Raw genomic sequence first — 17756 nt, 5'->3', positions numbered from 1 at the left:
CTCCGGCGGCATGAAAGCCGCGGTGCTGGCCGATGTGATTCAAAGTTTTATTCTCTACTTCGGCGCCATTATTTCCATCGTCTTTATTACCGTTCAGCTTAAAGGCTTCAGCTGGTTTCCGGCGCAGTGGGCGCCGACCTGGGATCCGCCGGTCATCTGGTTCGACACTAAAGCGCGCGTCACTTTCGCCGGCGCCGGCATGATGATGTTTTTCTGGTACATCTGCACCGCCGGTTCTGATCAGGTTGCCGTTCAGCGCTACTTGGCGACGAAAGACCTGAAAGCCGCCCGTTCCGCATTTAACGTCAACATCATCGCTGCGGCACTCGTCATTATCCTGCTCGGTATTCTTGGCTTTGCGCTCTACGGTTATTTTCAGGCGTGTCCGCATAAACTGGCGGACGGGATGAACATCCGTGTGGATGCCGACCGGATCTTCCCGCACTTCATCGTCAGCGGCCTGCCGCCGGGCATCAGCGGACTCATTGTGGCCGGTTTAATGGCCGCGGCACTCTCCAGTCTGTCCGCCGGACTCAACTCAACCTGCGCCGTAGTCACAGTGGACTTTCTTGACCGGTTCAGCCGGAAAAAACTGGCGGAGAAAAAGCATGTTCACCGTGCGCGGCTCGTATCCCTCAGTATCGGCGTTCTTGTCGTGCTGATGAGTCTGTTAATGAATCGTGTGCCGGGAAACTTCACCGAAGTGATCAACAAGATTGCCAACCTGATGGTGGCGCCGCTGTTTTTATTATTTTTCATGGCCATCTTCGTTCCGTTTGCCAATGCGATCGGCACCTGGATCGGTGCAGCCGTCAGTGTAGCGGCGGCAGTGGCCATCGCCTTTTTCAGCATCTTCGGACTGAGCTTTCTGTGGATCCTGCCGTGCTCGCTGGCTTCCGGAATTATTGCCGGTGTCATCATCAGCCTCCTCACCGGCGGGAAAAAGAAAACTGCATAAAAGGAGTATGTAATGAAACAATGGGGTCGGTTATTGGCTGGCGTCATAGTACTCTGTGTAGAAAATTTATTCGGTTTCCGGGTGTCTCTTGATCTTGCAGTCCCGCCGGCGTTGGTCGGCGGGCAGCCGATGCCGGCCGGTACGGGCTATGGTGTAATCAGCACGGAAGATGGGCAGGCCACCGGAACAGCCAATGTTTTCGGAAACGGGCCGTATGACCTGTTTGTCGGCCTGCGTAATCTGTATCCGTTCGAACGGTTTAATCAAAACAATGTCCCGGTGTACGGCGCGCGCCGGACGATCACGTCGCCGAATGCCAATGGGTATGTTTTTGAAAATTCCACCGGTGATATTTTTGCCTTGGTCTATTCGGGCGAAATGATTTATTTGCGAAAATTTAATAAAACAACATTAAGCTTTGTTGCATTCTCGCAGTCTGCAGCTGCCGGTTTTTCCGGCGGTGGCAATGTTACTGGTTACATTGGTACAAATGGAAAAGTTCATGTCTATTATACTCGTGCAAATACGGAAACGTATGAACCGAATCCGAATTCTCATAAAGTGGACTACCGGCCGTTCACCGGCGCCGGTTTCTGGACCGGCGGTTTTGGTTATGACCAGCTTTATTACATTCGCTTTTCTTCAACTAATTTAGCGAATAGAGAAGTTCACCAGCGCGTTGGTACCGGAGCCGAAGGCTATGATTATCTTTTTAGCTGTCCGGGACAAACGATGGCGTCATACGGCACCGGGACATTGTCGAACGTTTTAATCGGCGCGAATAAACTGGGCGTATTTCGACGCTTCCAGCATAATTCTGCCGGATTGCCGAACGGTGTTTCATTCGCACTGGATAGCGCTGAAGAACCGGTTTTTCTGCGTCATCCGGTGGTGAATCCCAACCCGGCTTCAATCCGGAATCCGGTGAACGGACTTTCGGATTTGATTGTTTCCGACAGCTCGCGCTACTGGCATTATCAATTAAAACGGCTGGAAAACGGCAGTCCGGTATACGGCACGCGTTCACCGGTGCTGTGTGCTTCCGGAAATATAATTTGCGGTGCATTGCCGGTCATTTCACCCGGTGATATTGATGGCGACGGACGGATCGACTTTATCGCCGGTAACGATGCCGGCGAACTGCTGTTTATCCGTAACATCGGTTACGCCGGTGCGCCGGCGTTTGCCAATCCGGTCGCAATTTCTGTTAACGGCCGGCCGTTTCATGAGCGCGCCGGCTATTCCGGTTCGATCCAAGGACCCGGCGAAGCAAGCTGGGGGTATACCTGTCCGACACTCTTCGACTGGAACGGCGACGGTAAACTTGATATTGTGATGAACACCATCCGAGGCAATCTGATGGTGCTGCTGCAAATTGACGGCGCCGCAAATCCGCCGCAGTTTTCCGAAGCAAAACCGTTGTTTTGCGACAGTCTGGATCTGCATCTAAGCTGGCGGACTCAACCCGGGGTTACCACCTGGGGCGGAACAACCGTTCCATGCATTATCGCCAACGATGAAAACAACGAATTCCGCTGTTTTTACCGGATCGATAATCAAAACGTAATGCGCGGCGATGTTCTAAAACTGAACAACGGCACCGCGATTCGCGCGCACGATCAACGCTACAGTGGACAATGGGGACGTTCAAAACTTGTTCCGGTGGACTGGAATCGCGACGGGGTAATCGATTTAATTGTAGGTACAGGACGCGCTCAGTCTATTCCGGGCATCGGCGGAATTCCCGATGGCAGCCTCACGGGTGATGACCGGCAGTCGGCCGTATTGTTCCTGCGCAACACCGGCAGTAACAGCAGCCCAAAATTTGCATGGCCGGCGCGGATTACCTATAACGGTGAACCGATCCGGCTCGGAACACACAGCTGTTCACCGGCGGCAGTAGATCTTGACTCGGGGAATTTTGATCTGATTGTTGGCGAAGAACGCGGCGCTCTGATTTATTATGATCGCGCCGGTCTGGGATATTAGAGTGATTCCGTTTTACTTTACCGCATCCGAAATTGCGGTTATCGTCCGCGACTGCAATTTAGGGATTCGATATTTTGAAGGCGCGTCCGGTGGGCGTGCAACGATGAGTGGGCAAATTAAAATGAAAAATTTTATTCGGTTATATCCGCGATATCCGTGATTAACCGACAGCAATCGCTTCAATTTCGATAAGAACATCTTTCGGAAGCTGCGAAACTTCCACGGTGGAACGCGCCGGTGAATGATGTTTGTTGAAGTATTCGGCATAGATTTTGTTCATTGCCGGAAAGTCATTCATATCTGTAAGAAAGACAGTGGTTTTTACAACGCTGGAAAAATTTTCACCGGCAGCCATAAGAACAGCATTCAGATTCGCCAGTACCTGTTTGGTTTGTGCTTCAATGCCGTCGGGAATAGTATTGTCTGCCGGATTCACCGGAATCTGTCCGGAGCAGAAAATTAAATTTCCGGCGCGTACGGCTTGTGAGTAGGGGCCGATCGGCGCCGGCGCGGTTTCAGTGAGAAGTATCTCTTTTTTCATGCTGCTATCATCTTTATGTTGATGGTGCTTGTACCGGAGTTTTTCTCTAAAAGTGTTATACATCCAGAATTAATTCACTGTCGAGCATGGTTTTATTTTCAAAAATAAATCGACCGGTGAAAAATTGTCCGGCGAGGAGATATGGATACCAGACCGGATCGTCGGCCCACATGTTGTGCCACGGCAGGTCATTCACCGCAAACCACACAGGAACGGCTTCGTCGGTTTCAGTCGGCGTACCGGAAAATTCTTCGGCACGGAACACTTCGCCGTGAATGGAGTGTCCGCTGGTAAATTGAAACATCAGGGTTCCGGCGTGCACTGGATGATGCGGCGTGATGCAAAGTTCTTCCTGCGTTTCGCGGATCGCACATTCAAGCGGTGTTTCACCGGCCTCAATGCGTCCGCCGGGTGCATTATAATATCCGGCGCCGAAGCCGCGTTTTTTATGAATCAGCAGTATTTGTTCACGCTGAATAATAAACATCAGCGTCGCTTTTTCTTTCGGATTCCATCGGTTCCAGTCAACGTCAGAAACTTTTTTCATATTTAAACCTGTTGGGGTTCACAATTCAGTGTTCAGAGTTTTTATGGTTTTAATATAAGTCGAATTTACCGAGAATGCCGGCGAGTCCGCCGTTATTGAGTTCTTTTTTCCATTCGGGTTTAAGTCCGACTTTTTTCAAAAGCTGCCGGTCGCCGGCATAAATATACGCGGTGCATCCGGTACAGCGCTGTTTGAGGAAGTCACCGAACTCTTTCATTAACATTTCGGCGGACTCGCGATCGCCCAGCCGCACACCGTAGGGTGGATTGACAACAATGATCGAGTTCTCAATTTTTGGAATGTCCTGAAAGCGTTTTTCTTCAACGCGATAATTTCCGGCGCAGCCCGGAATATTATTCAGATTCGTTTTGGTTGCGCTTACGGCGGTGCGGTTCATATCGCTGCCGGCAATTTTTCCGGCGGGCAGGGGGCGCAGTTGTTTACCGGCGCCGGTTTTTATTTTTTTCCAGACGTCCGCTTGAAAATCCGGCAGCAGTTCAAAGCCGAATTTTCGGCGCAGATATCCCGACGGGATTCTGCAATGATGCATCGCGGCTTCACACAGCAGTGTTCCGGCGCCGCACATTGGATCAATCAGCGGGCGTTCGCCGTCCCAGCCGGAAAGCCGGATGATGGCAGCAGCCAGAGTTTCCTGCATCGGCGCTTCAACGCTTCTGGTACGATAGCCGCGCTTATGCAGCGAGCCGCCGGAAAGTTCAATGCTCAGCGTGGCACGGTTATTGCGAACAAAAAGATGAATGCCCAGATCCGGCGATTGTACATCAACCGACGGACGCTCACCGGTTTTCTGCCGGAAATAATCACAGACGGCGTCTTTTACTTTCAGCGCAGCGTATTGCGAATGGTTGAGTGCCGGTGTATTAGAGGTTGATGCGTTTACGGCGAATGTATTGCGCGGTGAGATGAATTTATTCCATTCAATTTTCAATGCGGTTTGGTACAGATACCGATCGCTGTGGCAGTCAAATGTAACCAGCGGTGCCAATACGCGAACGATGAGTCGCGAGGTATAAATGATGCGGTATAAATTTTCTGCTGACGCTTCAAAATGAATTCCTCGAAACGCCGGTTTAACGTCTTTTGCGCCGAGTTCTCTCAATTCCGCTTCAGTGATCTCTTCAAATCCGGCGGCAATCTGAGCGAAGTATTGATTTCTCTGTTGATATTGAAACATCCGTTGAGGATACCACGGAAAACACAGATTACACTGAAATTATATATCCGTTTACATCCGTGCTATCCGCGGTTAAATTGAACAACAAAATGAACAAACGATACAAAATTACGGTGGCTTACGACGGCACGAATTATTCCGGCTGGCAGGTTCAGCCTGGAAAAACCACGATTCAGGGCGAAGTCGAACGCGCGATTGGACAGCTGACCGGTAAACGTCTCCGTATTCATCATTCCGGCCGCACCGACGCCGGTGTACATGCAAAAGGACAGGTTGTACATTTTGATCTGAACAAGCCGGTGGACACCGGACGTTTTATGAACGGACTGAATGCGCAGCTTCCGCCGGATATCCGGATTATGGAAATGGAGCGCGTTTCGCCGGATTTTAATGCGCGCTACGATGCTGCCAGCAAAGAGTACCGTTATTTCATCTGGAACGGACAGGCTGTGCCGCCGAAGTTGCGGCTTTACCGTTTACACGAGCGTCGAAAATTAAATATCGGCGCCATGCGAACAGCGGCGCAGCAGCTCATAGGCAAACACGACTTTGCCGCATTCACAGCTAATCCGCGCCGTGAAATTGAAGGCACTGTGAAAACGGTTCGCGAAATTGAAATCCGGCGGACACGGGAAGGTGATTTAATGATTCGCGTAACCGGCGCAGGATTTCTGTATAAAATGGTACGCAGCATCGTGGGATTTTTATTGCGCGTTGGAATCGGTGAATTGCAACCCAACGATGCCGAACGGTTTCTCACCGCCGGAAAACGTACCAACGAAATCCCTACCGTCAAAGCGCTCGGACTCTTTTTGTGGAGAGTTGATTATTAGAGTGTAGCCATGGCTGCGACAATGTAAAAAACGTGTTGAATCAGTGGTTCTACAGCAATGTACAATTTATAAATTCATTACGGATCTTCGATTCGAATCACGGTCGCAATAAAAATTAAAATCATCGAATGCTATGTGGAGGCTGGATTTTCCGGTCAATCGTTTTTAAAGAGAGCGAGATAAAAAAAAGCCGCTTTCGAATGAAAGCGGCTTTTCTGTGATAACTGAACAACTGAATTATTTATTGTCCATTGCATTAACAACCAGACCGTCACCATACACCAGGCTTTCAATGGAAATGCCGAAGAAAGTATTATAGTATGTGAGTCCGTGGTTTCTACCACTGGCTGGTGTCCGCAGGGAGCCGCAACCCGTGAGGGAAAAAAGCAGAGCACTAACAGCAGCAATCATTACGATTTTTTTCATGGAACCTCCTATTACAGGGAGTTGGTTAATCTCTCCCCGATTTATATAAGTATCTTATAAAACATTTAATATATTCTTCAATTGAATTTTTATTTGATTTATCGCGTGTGTTTCTTGCATTTTCAGGTACTATTCGTTAGATTTATTTTTTATTTTAATTAAGAAAAACATCATGTCAAAAATTGAAATTATGCCGTCGATTCTGGCTGCGGATATAGGCAACCTTGAAGCTGCCGTGCGGATGTGTGAAACATGCGGTGCCGATCAGATTCATGTTGATGTAATGGATGGCGTTTTTGTACCGAATATCAGCATGGGGCCTGCGATAGTTGAAATGGCTGACCGTGTAACGGATCTGCCGCTGGATGTCCATTTGATGCTGCTTCGCCCGCAGAATTATGTAGATGCGTTTATTAAAGCCGGTGCAGACTCGTTGATGATTCATATCGAAGCAGAATGCGATGCTGAAACAACACTGAAAAAAATCCGCGATCTCGGATGCAAAAGTGGACTCACTCTGAGCCCGGACACACAGGTTGATGCAGTACTGCCATTTCTTGAAAAAGGATTAGTGGATGAGGTGCTGGTAATGTCGGTCCATCCCGGATTCGGCGGGCAGAGTTATATCGCAGCGGTGGAAAATAAAGTTGCGGATGTCCGCCGGCGTTTTCCTGAAATTCTGATTTCGATTGACGGCGGTATTGATCTTAACACTGTTAAGCCGGCAGCGGCACACGGTGCTAATCTGTTTGTGGCAGGGACATCGCTGTTTAAAGCGCCGGATATGAAAGCGGCCATTTTACAAATGCGCACGAATGCAGAGAACGTCTATTGTTCCGCGATCTAAAATACATTATGGCTAATCTTTCACATATTCGTAATTTTTCGATTATCGCTCACATCGACCATGGCAAATCGACACTGGCCGACCGCATCCTGCAACTCACCGGTGCAATTGAGGAGCGTAAAATGAAAGAGCAGGTGCTTGATGCAATGGATCTGGAGCGCGAGCGCGGGATCACCATTAAAGCGCATCCGGTGTCGATGCCGTATAAAGCGCAAGACGGGAAAACCTATCTGTTTAATCTAATCGACACACCCGGACATGTTGACTTTTCATATGAAGTGTCACGCAGTCTGCAGGCGTGTGAAGGTGCAATTCTTGTTGTCGATGCGGCACAGGGCGTTGAAGCGCAGACGGTGTCAAACGCATTTCTGGCCGCGGATCAGCATCTGACAATCGTGCCGGTGCTAAATAAGATCGAGCTGCCGAATGCACGGCCGAAAGAGGTTGCACAGCAGATTGAGGATCTGTTGGCGATTGATGTGAGCGAGTGCATTGCTGTCAGCGCCAAAACCGGCGAGGGGATTGAAAACGTTTTAGAGGCAATTGTTGCCCGAATTCCGGCGCCAAAGCCACCGGCGGATCATTCAACGCGCGGTCTGGTATTCGATTCAAAGTATGATGCATTTCGTGGCGTAGTCGTTTACCTGCGTCTGTTCAGCGGAAGCCTGAAGCCCGGTGAAAAAGTCCATATGATGGGAACAGGGCAGGAGTACGAAATTAAAGAAGTCGGCGTATTCACGCCCGATCCGGAAATTCGTAAAGAACTGGTCGAGGGCAGCGTTGGTTATGTGATTGCCAATATTAAGGATTCCGCGGAAATTCAAATCGGCGATACCATGACATCAGCGAAATATCCGGCAGATAAAGCACTGCCGGGTTTCAAGGAGATTCATCCGATGGTCTTCGCCGGAATTTATCCAATCGAAACCAGCGATTATGAAAAGCTCGGTAAGAGTTTGGATAAACTGCGGTTGAATGATGCGGCGTTGACCTATCAGGCGGAGTCATCTGTCGCGCTCGGATTCGGATTCCGGTGCGGTTTTCTCGGACTGCTTCACATGGAAATTGTGCAGGAACGTTTGCGGCGCGAATTTGATTTAGACATCATTGCGTCATATCCGAATGTCATCTACCGCATTCTTTTGAAAGATAGCGAGTTGCTGGAAATTGATAATCCGACACTGTTGCCGGATCCGGCGTTGATTGAAAACATGGAAGAGCCGTTCATTAAAGCAACCATTATTACGCCGACATCCTGCATGGGCGATATGATGCAGCTTGTGATGGAAAAACGCGGCGACATCACACATACCGACTCAATCGATTCACAACGCGTGATGCTGACATGTGATCTGCCGCTGAATGAAGTTTTGGTTGATTTTTATGACCGGCTGAAAAGCATCAGCCGCGGTTATGCATCGATGGACTATGAATATTCCGATTACCGGATGTCCGATCTTGTCAAAATGGACATCATGATTCACAGCGAACCGGTTGATGCATTTTCAAGTATCGTACATCGCTCAAAGGCAATTTCGCGCGGACGGCAAATGTGTGAATCGTTGAAAGATGTCATTCCGCGTCAGGCGTTTCCGGTGGCGATCCAGGCGGCGCTCGGTGGAAAAATTATCGCACGCGAAACGATTAAAGCGTACCGCAAAGATGTGACGGCTAAATGTTACGGCGGCGATATTTCACGCAAACGCAAACTGCTCGAACGGCAGAAAGAGGGCAAGAAAAAACTGAAGAGTATTGGTAAAGTCAGCATCCCGCAGGAAGCGTTTATTGCCGTACTAAAAACAAAACAGGAATGAGTCCGATGAATTTTTTTAAAGTCCGCAAAGCGCGTAAAGCATTGAAAGAAATCCTGCATTACTGCCGGCATCAGCGCAACATGCACGAAGATAGTCTCGCGCCGGAAAAAATTGCGGCACTGAAAATTCTTGAAACTACAGGGAAAAAAGCACGCAGGGAAGGGGATATCAGCAAAATGAGTGCTGCCGGCGATGCCATTGTAGTCGCATGCGGCAAAATAATACCGTCGAAAAAACATAAAAAAATCCGCGAGAACGTTGAAGTGCTTTTCGTTGCCATTGCCGCCGCGATGGGAATTCGCGCCTACTTTTTTCAACCGTTTAAAATTCCGACCGGCTCCATGCAGCCGACGCTTTACGGAATCACATTAAAAAATGAACCGACAATCAAAGCATCCAATCCTGTCGTGCGCATTGCTAACTTTGTGCTGTTCGGTGAACGCGTAAAAACAGTGACCGTCAAGGCATACGGACGGATTCAGCTTGAGCAGGATATGTACGGAAATTACCGTTATTATGGACAAACCAGCGATACATCCGGCAATAACACCTTCATTTATATCGGCGGTATAAAACACAAAATTCCTAATAGCATGATGGAAATGGTGAATGAGCAGGCGCGCATTGGAAAAGTTTTTCGCGCTGGCGATGTCATCGCGAGTAAAGTCATGAAAAGCGGCGATTATATTCTCGTCAATCGCATGAAATATAATTTTATACGGCCGAGGCGAGGGGACATTGCTGTGTTTGACACGCGTGAACTGACATATCCCCAGGTTCGCAAAGACGCCTATTACATTAAGCGCCTTGTCGGCATGCCGGGAGAAACACTCAATATTCTTCCGAAATATCTTTATGTGAACGGTGAAAAACTGAACGATCCTAAATTTGAAAAAATTTTCAATGCGCCGAATTATAACGGATATCAACTGGCGATGTCAGCGCCGCAACGGCCACCGTTATTGCGTCCAGAGGATTCGATTATGCTGAAGAGCGATGAATATTTATTTTTTGGCGACAACACTGACAACAGTTTAGACGGACGATATTTCGGCGCTGTAAACCGGCGTCAAGTCATGGGTCCGGCGTTCTTTGTTTGCTGGCCGTTAGATCGTGCCGGATTTGCTGAAACCGACCACTAGATGTTTAGTCCCACAGTGTGCTGGAGTGATGTATAACGAGCTCCGGAGGGCTGAATTATGGGACAGATAGTACACGGATGCGCCCGTACGACTGAGGCGGTGCGTCGAACGATACAACATCGTCAAGAGAGCCTGAATGTTCTGGCGCGCCGGCACGGTATTAACCCGAAAACCGTAGCGAAGTGGCGACAGCGCACAACACAGTACAGGATGCCCCGATGGGGCCCGGGCATCCTCGGTCAACGGTGCTGAGCAAGAGGAAGAAGCCGCTTGCGTCGCTTTTCGGCAACACACGCTGCTTCCTCTCGATGATTGTCTTTACAGCCTGCAGACCGCCATACCTCATTTAACACGCTCCTCTCTGCATCGTTGCTACCAACGCCATGGGATTAGCCGGCTGCCGGATACCAAAGATCCTCAGAGCAAACGGAAATTCAAAACCTGTCCGATCGGGTTTTTCCATATCGACATCGCTGAGGTCCGCACGGAAGAAGGCAGGTTATATATGTTTGCTGCCATTGACCGCACGTCAAAATTTACTGTTGTTCAGCTTCACGAAAAGGCAGCCCGGCGAATTGCCGCCGACTTTCTTCAAGAGCTCATCCGGGCCGTTCCTTATACTATCCACACCGTATTAACGGATAACGGAACCCGGTTTACCTCGCCGGGTAACCGACGTATCAAGCAGGCAATGGATTGCGGGAGTCTTTTTCGCGCACATGCCTTTGAACCGGCTTGCGCCCGAAACAATGTAGATCACCGGCTGACCCAACCCAACCATCCCTGGACAAACGGACAGGTTGAGCGGATGAACCGGACGTTGAAAGGGGCGACGGTGAAGCGTTATCACTATGGAGCCCATGATCAGCTGAAAGAACACATACAGACCTTTTTGATGGCCTATAATTTCGCCAAACGGCTCAAAGCATTATGGTCTTACGCCATACGAATATATCTGTAAAATCCGGACTTCTGCTCCGGATCGCTTTAAGTTTGATCCGTTCCACCACACTGTGGGACTAAACATCTAATAATGCTGGTTGCATATATCCTATCGTTTCTTATAACAATTGGTCAAAATTTATCTTTATCTAAATTTAACGTCGCATAATATATCTTATGTCTAATTATAGCCGGGAACCGCCACAATATACAGTGTTTTGTGGGTTTCCTGTGGATAAGTGACCGCTTGTATAGAGTTATCCACAGCACCTCAATTTATACAGAATCTAAACAGGAAAATAGGGTTTCCGGTGAGGTCGCGCATGATTTTATGACTTTTTTTACTTCATTGCCGCGCCGCCGGAAACCGGTAAATTTTTAATCGTCCGGACGAACAATTTCAGTCCGCGGCGGGATCCATATTCTGCCGGTTTCCAGCCATACATCTTTGCCGATATAGACCATGGCGTTATCCAGCCAGGCGCCTTCGGGCGGTGCCCGGTAAACGGCACGCGGATTATAAACCGCTATCGATTTGCTTTTTTAAGTCCTGCACCCGCCGCTGAGCAGCAGCAACGCCGTCAGGATTATCAGGATGTTCTTTGATTTTTGCATTGTCCGCTTTCCGTTTATCGCGCCGGTCAAGCAGCAGCCCGGCGATGCCGATCACCGTCGCAACCAGGACTCCGGCAAACCAGTCCATTATTCCGCCTTGGATTCGTCGAGTGCTTCGCGCATTTTAGCCATGAGCGGCAGCAGCAGCTGGTCGTCGATTTCGTTTTTTGTTTTGCGGACGTGTTTTTCCACGGCGGCAATGGCGAAATAAAACGCCGAGCGCACGTGTGCCGGTTTGAGCCGCGCAAAGAGTGAATCAATGACAGTCAGCAGTATTTTTTTCATACGGTTTACTCCTTGTGAATTTTGGTATTGGTGATGTGTTCGTTGACCCGTTCCTCAAGCCGGCGGTGCGTGGTCCAGAAGTCGCGCATATCCGAGCGAATGCCGGAAAGCAGATAAACGCCGATAGTGCCGAAACCGGTAAAAAGAAGGCCGAACAGTGATAAAATCGCTTCCACGCTCATTAACTGACTGCCTTTCTCACTTGCTTCGGCAGGGCTTTGAGTCGCGGCAAAAAGAGCCAGACGGCGCCGGCGGCAGCGGCAATCAGAATGATGCGCCCTGCTCCGTTCATACCGTTAAACCAGCTTTTCAGTTTTTCCCAGCGCAGAACACGCGCCATGGTATCGACACCGGCGTTAAAGTCATACCCGGACGCAACCAGTCCCAGCTGTTTACGCGCTTCGGGCGTCAGTTTTGAGTATTCGTCCCATGAGAGGCCGAATTGTGCAGCATAGGCGTCGCGCACGGTAATGACCTGCGCTTCGGTTAAATTGCCGAGCACTTTCGTGCCGTATTTCTCAAGTGCAATCTCTTCAATGGATCTCACAGCTCAACTCCAAACCGCCGGAAATATTCCACGACGGCATTGATCATCTCTTCGGCTTTGTCCGGGTCGGTTTTTGCGGTTTCGCGAATAAGTTGAATTTGACGAAATAAATAATTTTCCGGCGCGGTGCGATGCCGCGTCAACCGGTGCAGTTTATACGCCTCAAAAAATGCGTTCCGGTTTAACGCCGTTGCCAGGTGGCAGAGTTGCGCGGGTGTCAGTTTTTTCAAAGCCACTTCAACCGCATCTATCTGCTGATACAGCACTCGCATGAACTCCAGCCGCTGGACGGTTAACTCCATCACAGAAAGTTCAATGCCGGGCAGGATTTCAGTACCCCCCTGCCCGCCGGCAACCGCCGCAATCAATGCACATATAGCGGCGAGACGCTTCATTATTGCGCTTTCAGTTTGAGCAGTTCGCCTTTGATTTTGGAAAGGGCTGTCTGCGTGTGTTCCTTCAACTCCACATTTTTTAAAACCAGTTCATAGAACGAAATACACCCGTCAATGGTTTCAGACGCGGGGTCGAATCTGTGGAGCGAGAGAATGCCGCCGCGCTGGCTCGAATAAAATTCCCGTAACAGATCATTGCACGCTTTGCCTTTGCGATGAGCGACAATTAAACACGGAAGGCGCAGTGACGAATCCTCAATTGATTCAGCAAACGCAATCCGTTCATTTGCCGGCAGCATCACGGTTGCCGTTCTGTACACCGGTAAAACTTTTTCCGGAAACTCATCCGCCAGTGCCAGCACAGCCTGCTGATCGCCGGTATTTTTGGCCGCCTCTAAACGCGCGGCGAACTCATCTGAAAACCCGGCCGCTGCCACCAGCGCCGCCAACACTAATACTATCATTTTCTTCATTCTTTTTTCTCCTGTTGTTACCATTCCCCTGCTTTAGGGATTTTATCTACCCATTCAACCCGGACATCAAAAAATACCGGTTCACCGCTGACGGGATCCCGGTAAAAGTCGATGCCGTTGGAAAGCAGACACATCCATTTGATATTTGGATTGCCCTGCTTCATCCACCCGCCCTTGCCTTTAATCGAAGGATAAACTTCAATGGCGCCGGCGGAATTGTTTGACGCCTCCTGGATAGAGCCGCCAAGAATTATATTTGTGACAGTAACCGTATTCGTCACGGTTTCCATTGCCGGAATCGGCAATAGATATTCATTTTTAAAATTCGCGAATGATTGAAGCGGATACCTGATATTGTCGATTGAAATACCAAGCTCCCATGCCTGCCCTGTCAGATTTTCGTAATAATAATATTTCCCGAAATATGTCCATGATTTATAAAGCGGAATTCCGTTCGATACATACGAGGGGTGAACTATCGAATGAAATTCAATCAATGACGCATTCCCGGCGTAAAAATGTCCGGCATCCGGCAAGTCCCCGCCGGAAAGAATATCCGTGTAATTCGTAAAAACAACTGTGTCGGGACAACGTGAAGTTGAAATAATACCGTTCCAATCCGTATGCACAAGCCAGCTTGCATTCGTGGTGATATTTGTAACGGCTTCACGGTATAATAAATTGCGCTGCGTATTGCCCGGCCAGGGCTTCGAACTGTCCTGATAAAACACGGCAGCGTCTAAATCTTCCACAGGTGAGGAAATCGTGCCGGCGGATACATAAACATAAAGAACAGCGTGCCCGTTAACGTTATACAGGCCGGAACTCTGACTGACCGCCTTTAACACAAAATCACAGTATTTCAGATTTTTATAGGGATTTTCCAGCGGCACGGAATTGGTCACAAACACCGTATTGGTATGTGTGACAATCTCACTCACCGGCGTGATCGCGCCGATGACGCTGTACTCATTGGTAACGCCGCCGCTCTCTACCGGGATTTGAATTACTGTTTCCGTGTAAGTCGTATTGGTGACTGTGTAAATCGATGTATTGGTGGTAATGACATTCGTCTGCCCGATACAGGCCGGCGGCTCTATGTACGGAATGACAATGCGCGGCTGTCTTGCGCCTAATGAGGCCGGCGCACTGGACTGCGCCCCTGCCCCGGCGGCCAGTGCTGAAAAAATTAAAATGACATACCGGAATTTCATCAGGTGAATTTTAAAACATTGTTCATTGAAATTAAGCCGTCGCCGTCGGCCGCCTGAAAACAGATAGCGCCCCAGCAGTTAATGACACAGGAAGAACCGACCGGCAGCGGTGAGCCGCGCATCTGTGCGGCATTGACGTTTTCATCTCCGTACCACACGTCGTAATCGCCGATATTGGTGATAATGCGCTCTTTAATAAATTGATTCGCTTCAAGGATCAGCAGGTTGTTTTGCGGCACGGTGCGCGTCGGCGGCGTCATAATTTTCGGCGCGGAAAGGTCAACCTGCATCCAGCCCTGTACAACGGTGCGGGTATCGTCTACTGAGCCGAGCGATAAAAGATATTCGATCGTAATCGTTTCCGTACTCGATGGATTCGTAAACGAAATGACTTTAAACACCGCCGGGATATGCGTCGTTCTATCCGGTGAAAGTTGAACCGTCGGAAAACCGATACCGGCTTTGCATTGCGCGGTCGCGCCGGTGTCGGCACGCACCGCAACGTCGGTTGACGGTGAGGTGTTCGATAAAATGGCAATGTATGAACCGGTAAACGGTATGTCGACTGTCTGCAAAGGTTTGAGCGTGAGCCTGCCGCTTTTCTGATTAATGCTGATCATTTGCCACGCCCTTTCAAAAGCCACCAAATCCCGAAAACAGCAGCAGCAGCTGCTGCAATCCGGGCCGGTGTAAATACTTTGCTCACGCCGCTCCATGCCGCCGATACTCCGGCCGTCCGGGCGTAAATCTCATTAGATTGATCGGCCAGCGCGGCGTTGGGATCGCGCCCGGCGGCAAACGCCATATAATTATTAGCGTTGAGCGAAACCATGTTCATGGCCTGACTTAACAGGCCTTGTGTATTGTCGCTCATATCCGTGACGTAAAAACTTGAACCGGACTCAAGTTTGATCCCGTCAATAATATCACCGCCCGCTTTCGTGCCGCTCACCAGATCGCCGCCAATTCCGCCGTAATCGGTGAGGGTCGAACCTAAACCCAGTTCATAATTGTTGCCGGTGACAACTTTCGCGTTGTCGGTCATCATCATATTATCTTCTTTGATAATCTGATTTCCGGCACCGGCGATTGAAATAATTTCGCTGGCGGATGGAGCGTTTATACTCGATGTCGTCGTCGATTTCTGACCAATGGATGCCATTATTTTAAAATCCGTTTTAACAGTTTGCGCGTCGGCGGAAATTTCCAAATCCCCAGCCCGATCGCCGCCGCTATTCCAACCGAAAGCCAGTTGGTTTTTTTGGCCGCATTAAATGTAAGTCCGCCGGACTCATAGCGCGTCACAATCCCGCTGTTCCCGCCCGCTGCAATCGCCGTATCAGACGCCATGGAACGGTTGTCCCAGGCATAAGATTTCGAGCTGCTTTTTGAACCGAAGGCCATATACGTTACCTTTTAAAAATCGCCACAATAAAAACGGCGGCTACGGCAATCGAAATAATTAAAACCGTATTGTTCTGTTTCCGGTTGAAATTCATTTCACCGTGACCGGCAATCGCACTGGACGAAGACGTCGCGGGAGCTGAACCCGACATTCCACCCATAAAGGCAGAGACAGCAGCGGCTGGAATGGCCATACCTATCTCCTTTTTTTAGGGATAAATAAAATCAGCGCTAATAATCCAACGCCGCCAATCGCCGCCGGAATCACCCACTTAGGAAACTCACCGCCGGTCGTTGTAATATTCACCACCGGCGCCGGTGTCTCTTTCGTGTCGGTTTTCGACTGCTTATTGATCTCGTTCAGGGCGGCCTGTTCGGCGATTTGAAGCGCGGACTTGCCGGCGTCACTGTCCAGCAAGCCGCCTACAAATCCGCTCGCTCCGCTCCAAAAGTCGGACAACAAGCTCATTACGCCACCCGCAGCAGTTCAAACCAGATTTTGGCACTGCCGGCGGTCGCGCCGCCTGCGGCGGTAAATTCCGGAATCAGTTTGAGTTCAGCCATCCCGCCCGGCAGGAAGTACAGCGGACTGTCTTCTTTCGCAAAGTCATAGACTGCAAAACCGGACTGCGGTTTGCGGCAGGCTTCAACCTGCATGCGCTCAAAGAGTTTGCGCGGAATGTCGCGGAACTGCCAGTCAGAGCCGTTCACGACCAGTGATGTCCTATCAGCGGTCAGTTTGGACGGTTCCTGAATGATCATTGTTTCATAGGCATAACGCCCGTCGACACACGGCAGGTTGGTGATTTCCACCACGCCGCCGGCGGCCGGTACCGGCGCGGTCACATGCGCAATGCGGTTGTGAACGCCGATTTTGGCTTTCAGGTTGTAATCAATGTCCGCATAGACATCAATACGGGTCAGATCAGCCACCGTGCTCTTAAACGTCATGCGCAGATTCATGTCCGATAAATCGGCGGTGCCGATATTGCGGATATTCGCCGCCGCTTCACCGCCGCGCTGTGCGGCAGACGGGTCATACGTGATGATTGAACCGGTATTCGTTATGCCGCGCTGCTGTGCATAGTACTGCTCGCGGAAATACAAAAACTCCGGCGTCACGTCGTTTAAAATCTGAAAACCGCCTTCGGTATGACTGGTCGCTTCCAGCGTCAGCTTTTCCACCGCATCCAGCACAACGGCTGTATCCGATACCGGTGTATCGGCGTCATACGGCATAAAATAGAAACTGCAATAGGTTCCACGGTGACCGGTGGGAATCGCTAAATCCTTCACCGCGCCGTCGTCGGCGTGAATACTGCCGATTTTTACAGGTTTACGGATCATTATGCATCCCCTTTCGGCTTAATGACCACATTGCGCGCTTTCTGATACAGCGGCCTGAGTTCGTTCGCGGCAAAAATGCCCACAATGACAAGCCCGATCGTTTTCAGGGCTTTCTGACTGACTATCTTCTTCATCCTGTTCCTTCCTTCTCCTTGTTTCCGGCACCGGTCGCACCGTGCGCCGGAAGCCTTGAAGATTTCTAGAACAAGTATGACACGGAAAAATGCGGTTCGTCATTTATG

General features: G+C 49.8%; 24 protein-coding genes and 1 pseudogene. 7 read left to right on the top strand and 18 right to left on the bottom strand.

Annotated features, from left to right (window positions below; translation table 11 throughout):
- Positions 1–958, top strand: a 958-nt coding sequence (locus tag WC959_07740; GenBank protein ID MFA5689024.1) for a hypothetical protein, incomplete at its 5' end; no start/stop codon positions are given.
- Between the two features lie 12 nt (positions 959–970).
- On the top strand, positions 971–2947 hold the full coding sequence (locus WC959_07735) for a VCBS repeat-containing protein (GenBank protein MFA5689023.1): 1977 nt from the start codon (positions 971–973) through the stop codon (positions 2945–2947).
- Between the two features lie 160 nt (positions 2948–3107).
- Here the strand turns inward: WC959_07735 and WC959_07730 are convergent, their stop codons facing one another.
- From WC959_07730 to WC959_07720, 3 genes are read right to left on the bottom strand one after another with little or no spacing between them, the layout of a single operon-like run.
- Positions 3108–3488, bottom strand: coding sequence for a RidA family protein (locus tag WC959_07730; GenBank protein MFA5689022.1), 381 nt, complete (start codon positions 3486–3488; stop codon positions 3108–3110).
- Positions 3489–3543: 55 nt separating this feature from the next.
- The gene (locus WC959_07725) at positions 3544–4035 is read right to left on the bottom strand and encodes an 8-oxo-dGTP diphosphatase (GenBank protein MFA5689021.1); all 492 of its coding nucleotides are present in this window, start codon (positions 4033–4035) and stop codon (positions 3544–3546) included.
- Between the two features lie 49 nt (positions 4036–4084).
- Positions 4085–5230 (bottom strand): THUMP domain-containing protein, encoded by a 1146-nt coding sequence (locus WC959_07720; protein ID MFA5689020.1) that lies wholly within the window; start codon positions 5228–5230, stop codon positions 4085–4087.
- 89 nt (positions 5231–5319) lie between these two features.
- Here WC959_07720 and truA point away from each other — a divergent pair, with 89 nt between their 5' ends.
- Entirely contained in the window at positions 5320–6063 is a 744-nt protein-coding gene (truA, locus tag WC959_07715; protein MFA5689019.1) for a tRNA pseudouridine(38-40) synthase TruA, read from the top strand.
- Positions 6064–6300: 237 nt separating this feature from the next.
- Here truA and WC959_07710 read toward each other — a convergent pair whose 3' ends face one another.
- Positions 6301–6489: a hypothetical protein gene (locus tag WC959_07710; GenBank protein ID MFA5689018.1), complete on the bottom strand. Its 189-nt coding sequence runs from the start codon at positions 6487–6489 to the stop codon at positions 6301–6303.
- 172 nt (positions 6490–6661) lie between these two features.
- Between WC959_07710 and rpe the strand changes: the two genes are divergently transcribed.
- From rpe to WC959_07690, 4 genes and pseudogenes are all read left to right on the top strand, one after another.
- A complete protein-coding gene (gene rpe / locus WC959_07705) occupies positions 6662–7336 on the top strand; it encodes a ribulose-phosphate 3-epimerase (GenBank protein ID MFA5689017.1) in 675 nt (224 codons plus the stop codon).
- Positions 7337–7344: 8 nt separating this feature from the next.
- Positions 7345–9150, top strand: coding sequence for a translation elongation factor 4 (lepA, locus tag WC959_07700; GenBank protein ID MFA5689016.1), 1806 nt, complete (start codon positions 7345–7347; stop codon positions 9148–9150).
- A gap of 5 nt (positions 9151–9155) precedes the next feature.
- Positions 9156–10292, top strand: a complete 1137-nt coding sequence (gene lepB, locus WC959_07695) for a signal peptidase I (protein ID MFA5689015.1) — start codon at positions 9156–9158, stop codon at positions 10290–10292.
- Positions 10293–10349: 57 nt separating this feature from the next.
- A pseudogene (locus tag WC959_07690) lies at positions 10350–11323 on the top strand (IS481 family transposase).
- A 428-nt stretch (positions 11324–11751) separates the two neighbouring features.
- Here WC959_07690 and WC959_07685 read toward each other — a convergent pair.
- The 14 genes from WC959_07685 to WC959_07620 are packed head-to-tail and all read right to left on the bottom strand — an operon-like array spanning position 11752 to position 17648.
- Positions 11752–11937 (bottom strand): hypothetical protein, encoded by a 186-nt coding sequence (locus tag WC959_07685; protein MFA5689014.1) that lies wholly within the window; start codon positions 11935–11937, stop codon positions 11752–11754.
- The gene (locus WC959_07680) at positions 11937–12134 is read right to left on the bottom strand and encodes a hypothetical protein (protein ID MFA5689013.1); all 198 of its coding nucleotides are present in this window, start codon (positions 12132–12134) and stop codon (positions 11937–11939) included. Before WC959_07680 ends, WC959_07685 begins: the two co-directional genes overlap by 1 nt.
- A gap of 5 nt (positions 12135–12139) precedes the next feature.
- Complete coding sequence (locus tag WC959_07675) at positions 12140–12316, bottom strand: hypothetical protein (GenBank protein ID MFA5689012.1); 177 nt, start codon at positions 12314–12316, stop codon at positions 12140–12142.
- Complete coding sequence (locus WC959_07670; GenBank protein MFA5689011.1) at positions 12316–12681, bottom strand: hypothetical protein; 366 nt, start codon at positions 12679–12681, stop codon at positions 12316–12318. The genes WC959_07675 and WC959_07670 overlap by 1 nt, the downstream gene beginning before the upstream one ends.
- Positions 12678–13076: a hypothetical protein gene (locus tag WC959_07665; GenBank protein ID MFA5689010.1), complete on the bottom strand. Its 399-nt coding sequence runs from the start codon at positions 13074–13076 to the stop codon at positions 12678–12680. Before WC959_07665 ends, WC959_07670 begins: the two co-directional genes overlap by 4 nt.
- On the bottom strand, positions 13076–13549 hold the full coding sequence (locus WC959_07660; protein MFA5689009.1) for a hypothetical protein: 474 nt from the start codon (positions 13547–13549) through the stop codon (positions 13076–13078). Before WC959_07660 ends, WC959_07665 begins: the two co-directional genes overlap by 1 nt.
- A gap of 17 nt (positions 13550–13566) precedes the next feature.
- Positions 13567–14763 (bottom strand): hypothetical protein, encoded by a 1197-nt coding sequence (locus WC959_07655; protein ID MFA5689008.1) that lies wholly within the window; start codon positions 14761–14763, stop codon positions 13567–13569.
- Entirely contained in the window at positions 14763–15383 is a 621-nt protein-coding gene (locus WC959_07650; GenBank protein MFA5689007.1) for a hypothetical protein, read from the bottom strand. The genes WC959_07655 and WC959_07650 overlap by 1 nt, the downstream gene beginning before the upstream one ends.
- Positions 15380–15925: a hypothetical protein gene (locus WC959_07645; GenBank protein MFA5689006.1), complete on the bottom strand. Its 546-nt coding sequence runs from the start codon at positions 15923–15925 to the stop codon at positions 15380–15382. Before WC959_07645 ends, WC959_07650 begins: the two co-directional genes overlap by 4 nt.
- A complete protein-coding gene (locus WC959_07640; protein ID MFA5689005.1) occupies positions 15925–16167 on the bottom strand; it encodes a hypothetical protein in 243 nt (80 codons plus the stop codon). Before WC959_07640 ends, WC959_07645 begins: the two co-directional genes overlap by 1 nt.
- Positions 16168–16172: 5 nt before the next feature.
- On the bottom strand, positions 16173–16361 hold the full coding sequence (locus WC959_07635; GenBank protein MFA5689004.1) for a hypothetical protein: 189 nt from the start codon (positions 16359–16361) through the stop codon (positions 16173–16175).
- Positions 16362–16363: 2 nt separating this feature from the next.
- Positions 16364–16636 (bottom strand): hypothetical protein, encoded by a 273-nt coding sequence (locus WC959_07630; GenBank protein MFA5689003.1) that lies wholly within the window; start codon positions 16634–16636, stop codon positions 16364–16366.
- The gene (locus tag WC959_07625; GenBank protein MFA5689002.1) at positions 16636–17514 is read right to left on the bottom strand and encodes a hypothetical protein; all 879 of its coding nucleotides are present in this window, start codon (positions 17512–17514) and stop codon (positions 16636–16638) included. The genes WC959_07630 and WC959_07625 overlap by 1 nt, the downstream gene beginning before the upstream one ends.
- Entirely contained in the window at positions 17514–17648 is a 135-nt protein-coding gene (locus tag WC959_07620) for a hypothetical protein (GenBank protein MFA5689001.1), read from the bottom strand. The genes WC959_07625 and WC959_07620 overlap by 1 nt, the downstream gene beginning before the upstream one ends.
- Between the last annotated feature and the right edge of the window lie 108 nt (positions 17649–17756).

The organism is Kiritimatiellales bacterium, assembly GCA_041656295.1.
Lineage (GTDB): Bacteria > Verrucomicrobiota > Kiritimatiellia > Kiritimatiellales > Tichowtungiaceae > Tichowtungia.
Note: the sequence above shows the minus strand (reverse complement) of the source record. Positions and strands in the feature narration are given on the sequence as shown.